General features: G+C 69.9%; 2 protein-coding genes. One reads left to right on the forward strand and one right to left on the reverse strand.

The features are described 5' to 3' along the window. Nucleotides 1-710, forward strand: a 710-nt coding sequence (locus ACNFOC_RS51165) for an energy-coupling factor transporter transmembrane component T family protein (RefSeq protein WP_521987055.1), incomplete at its 5' end; no start/stop codon positions are given. A gap of 58 nt (nucleotides 711-768) precedes the next feature. Here the strand turns inward: ACNFOC_RS51165 and ileS are convergent. Further along, complete coding sequence (ileS, locus tag ACNFOC_RS51170) at nucleotides 769-3,906, reverse strand: isoleucine--tRNA ligase (protein ID WP_416965827.1); 3,138 nt, start codon at nucleotides 3,904-3,906, stop codon at nucleotides 769-771. Nucleotides 3,907-4,677 lie beyond the last annotated feature (771 nt).

Here is a 4,677-nt window from a genome sequence, read left to right on the forward strand (position 1 = left end):
GCATCCGCCTAGGCGGCCAAGTAACCGCCGAGGCACTGCTCTTCGCGTTCTACGACGGCCTGAGACTGGCCACACTCCTGATCTGTGTAGGCGCGGCGAACGCCCTGGCAAACCCCGCCCGCCTCCTCAAGTCCCTCCCCGGCGCCCTGTACGAGACCGGCGTCGCGGTGGTCGTGGCGCTCACCTTCGCCCCGAACCTCATCGCCGACGCCCAACGCCTACGCGCCGCCCGCCGCCTACGAGGCCGCCCCGACCGGGGTCTACGCGGCCTGCTACAGGTCGGACTCCCGGTACTGGAAGGCGCGTTGGAACGCTCGGTCGCCCTGGCCGCGGCAATGGACGCCCGCGGCTACGGCCGTACGGCCCAAGTCTCCACCTCCGTACGGCGGACGACCGCCGCCCTCACCCTCGGCGGCCTGCTGGGCATCTGCGCCGGAACCTACGGACTGCTCACCGCCGAAGGAGCCGCATACGGACTCCCGTTGCTGCTGGCCGGGGTCGCCGCCGCGCTGGCGGGCCTGCGCCTGGGTGGCCGCCGCACGCTCCGCACCCGGTACCGCCCGGACCCCTGGGACCTGCGGGCCTGGCTGGTCACGGCCTCGGGTGTGGCGGTCGCAGCGCTGCTCACGCTCGCCCTTTTACGGGGTTCAGGCTCGTGCCCCAAAGGGGCGCGGGGAACTGCGCGACCAGCCACAGGCGGCCGGTCCTGAAGAGACCGGCCGCACCCCAACGGCGCTCAACGGCTTGAGCGAGCGCAGCGCAACCGCGTTACGCCTTGTGCAGGCGGAACACCAGCGACAACCCCTCGTCCGTGAACGGGGTGCCGTAGCTGTCGTCCGCCTCGCCCTGAGCGAAGTCCGTGGCGAGGACCTCGTCGGCGATCAGGGTCGCGTGCTCGGACAGGGCCGCGATGACCGCCGGGTCGGTCGACGTCCAGCGCAGGGCGATCCGGTCGGCGACGTCCAGGCCGCTGTTCTTGCGGGACTCCTGGATCAGGCGGATCGCGTCACGGGCCAGGCCCGCCTGCCGCAACTCCTCGGTGATCTCCAGGTCGAGGGCGACCGTCGCTCCCGAGTCGGAGGCCACGGACCAGCCCTCGCGCGGGGTCTCTGTGATGATCACCTCATCGGGGGCCAGCGTGATGGTCTCGCCGTCCACCTCGACGGACGCCGTGCCCTCGCGCAGCGCCAGGGACAGCGCGGCCGCGTCCGCGTTCGCCACGGCCTTCGCCACGTCCTGGACGCGCTTGCCGAACCGCTTGCCCAGCGCGCGGAAGTTGGCCTTCGCCGTGGTGTCGACCAGCGAACCGCCGACCTCGCTCAGCGAGGCGAGCCCCTCGACGTTCAGCTCCTCCGTGATCTGCGCGTGCAGTTCACGGTCCAGGGCGGCGAAGCCCGTGGCCGCGATCAGCGCGCGGGACAGCGGCTGGCGCGTCTTGACGCCCGACTCCGCGCGCGTGGCCCGGCCCAGCTCCACCAGCCGCCGTACGAGAACCATCTGCTTCGACAGCTCCGGGTCGATGACGGACAGGTCCGCCTCCGGCCACGACGACAGGTGGACGGACTCGGGGGCGCCCGGGGTCACCGGGACGATCAGGTCCTGCCAGACCCGCTCGGTGATGAACGGGGTCAGCGGGGCCATCAGTTGGGTGACCGTCTCGACGACCTCGTGCAGGGTGCGCAGCGCGGCCTTGTCGCCCTGCCAGAAGCGGCGACGGGAGCGGCGGACGTACCAGTTCGACAGGTCGTCGACGAACGCCGACAGGAGCTTGCCGGCGCGCTGGGTGTCGTAGGACTCCAGAGCCTGCGTCACCTGGTCGGTGAGCGCGTGGAGTTCGGACAGCAGCCAGCGGTCCAGGACCGGACGGTCGGCCGGGGCCGGGTCCGCCGCGCTCGGCGCCCAGTCGGACGTGCGCGCGTACAGGGCCTGGAAGGCGACCGTGTTCCAGTACGTGAGGAGCGTCTTGCGGACGACCTCCTGGATCGTGCCGTGGCCCACGCGGCGTGCCGCCCACGGGGAGCCGCCCGCGGCCATGAACCACCGCACCGCGTCCGCGCCGTGACGGTCCATCAGCGGGATCGGGTCCAGGGTGTTGCCCAGGTGCTTGGACATCTTGCGGCCGTCCTCGGCGAGGATGTGGCCGAGGCAGACCACGTTCTCGTACGACGACTTGTCGAAGACCAGGGTGCCGACGGCCATCAGCGTGTAGAACCAGCCGCGGGTCTGGTCGATGGCCTCGGAGATGAACTGCGCCGGGTAGCGGGACTCGAACAGTTCCTTGTTCTTGTGCGGGTAGCCCCACTGCGCGAACGGCATCGAACCCGAGTCGTACCAGGCGTCGATGACCTCGGGCACGCGCGTGGCGCTCTCGCCGCACTGGGGGCAGGCGAAGGTGACCGCGTCGATGAACGGGCGGTGCGGGTCAAGGGCCGACTGGTCGGTGCCGGTCAGCTCGGTCAGCTCCGCGCGGGAGCCCACGACCGTGAGGTGGTCGTCCTCGCAGCGCCAGATCGGGAGCGGGGTGCCCCAGTAGCGGCTGCGGGACAGTGCCCAGTCGATGTTGTTGTTCAGCCAGTCGCCGTACCGGCCGTGCTTGACGGTGTCCGGGTACCAGTTGGTGTTCTCGTTCTCCTGGAGGAGGCGGTCCTTGACGGCCGTGGTGCGGATGTACCAGGAGGGCTGCGCGTAATACAGGAGCGCGGTGTGGCAGCGCCAGCAGTGCGGGTAACTGTGCTCGTACGGCACGTGCTTGAAGAGCAGGCCGCGGTCCTTCAGGTCCTCGGTGAGCTTTTCGTCGGCCTTCTTGAAGAAGACACCGCCCACCAGCGGGACGTCCTCCGCGAAGGTGCCGTTCGGGCGGACCGGGTTCACGACCGGCAGGCCGTACGCGCGGCAGACCTTGAGGTCCTCCTCGCCGAAGGCGGGGGACTGGTGGACCAGACCCGTACCGTCCTCGACCGTCACGTACTCCGCGTTCACCACGTAGTGGGCGGGCTCGGGGAACTCCACGAGCTCGAACGGACGTTGATACGTCCAGCGCTCCATCTCGGCGCCGGTGAAGGTCTCGCCGGTGGTCTCCCAGCCCTCGCCGAGGGCCTTGGCGAGCAGCGGCTCGGCTACGACGAGCTGCTCCTCGCCGTTCGTCGCGACGACGTAGGTGACCTCGGGGTGGGCGGCGACGGCCGTGTTGGACACCAGCGTCCAGGGGGTCGTCGTCCAGACCAGGAGTGCGGCACGGCCGGCCAGCGGACCGGAGGTGAGCGGGAAACGGACGTACACGGAGGGGTCGACGACCGTCTCGTAGCCCTGCGCCAGCTCGTGGTCCGAGAGGCCCGTCTGGTCGCGCGGGCACCACGGGGCGACGCGGTAGTCCTGGACCAGCAGGCCCTTGTTGAAGATCTCCTTGAGCGACCACCAGACCGACTCGATGTACTCGGGGTCCATCGTGCGGTACGGGTCCTCGAGGTCCGTCCAGTACCCCATGCGGGTCGTGAGCGCCTCGAAGGCGTCGGTGTGGCGGGTCACGGACTCGCGGCACTTGGCGTTGAACTCGGCGATGCCGTACGCCTCGATGTCCTGCTTGTCGGTGAAGCCCAGCTCCTTCTCGACCGCCAGCTCCACCGGGAGGCCGTGGCAGTCCCAGCCGGCCTTGCGGCCCACGTGGTAGCCGCGCATGGTGCGGAAGCGGGGGAAGACGTCCTTGAAGACGCGCGCCTCGATGTGGTGGGCGCCCGGCATGCCGTTGGCCGTGGGCGGGCCCTCGTAGAACACCCACTCGGGGCGCCCCTCGGACTGGTCCAGGGTCTTGGCGAAGATCTTCTGCTCGCGCCAGAAGTCGAGCACGGCGTGCTCCAGCGCGGGCAGGTTGACCTGGGCGGGCACCTGGCGGTACGTCGGCGTTGTCATCAGCGAGCTTCCTCCGGCGGACTTTCTGCCTTCCGTCCGGAGGGACGAGAGCTACGACTTTCCGTACGCCGTGTGCGGCGCGCTCCCGCGGTACCACCCTCCTTGGCTCCCCGGTGCACCTTGCACACCAGTGAGCCCCCTCATTGGGGTCGCGATACCGGGTCTACCGGCCGCGGCGGGTGTGCTGCGGCTTTCTTCCGGCGGCTCCGGGGTGATCTTCACGTCGCGCCGGCCCCCGGGCTTCCACCGTCCCCGGGTCGCTCTGGGCTGCGTACGCCGCTACTCGTCCCCATCCACGCTTCTCGCTCCGCCCAGTGTACGGGGCCGCACGGACAGCGGCCGACCGGTTTTGCGGGGGCCTTCGGGGGTGCGTCGAGCGAGGGTTCGGCAGGGGGCTTCCCGGCCTGCCGTACGACTCGAATGGCTCTGAACACGCGTTCGATGTTCGGGGTGTCGGGCTCGGCGGATTACCCGGCGAGGAGCTGGGCACAACGCATGCAGGCTTGCCGCGCGAGGCCAGGGGGGTGGACGAATCGGGCGGCGTGCCCCGTTGCCGCGGGACTCAAGTCGATTTATCGTCCCAGCACGATTCGCGTGCGTGATCACAAAATGTGAAGGGGCCGCGGCCATGGTGGCGAAGAAGACCGCAGCGAAGAAGACCGCGACGAAGAAGGCGGTCGCTACGAAGGCGGCTTCTCCACTTCAAGGCTCGGACTCCTATCCCTACCACCGGAATCATCACGTCACTACCTCCGTCTGACCAGCGTGGAT

Origin of the sequence: Streptomyces colwelliae, from assembly GCF_048158785.1 — a bacterium.
In the GTDB taxonomy this organism is placed as follows: domain Bacteria; phylum Actinomycetota; class Actinomycetes; order Streptomycetales; family Streptomycetaceae; genus Streptomyces.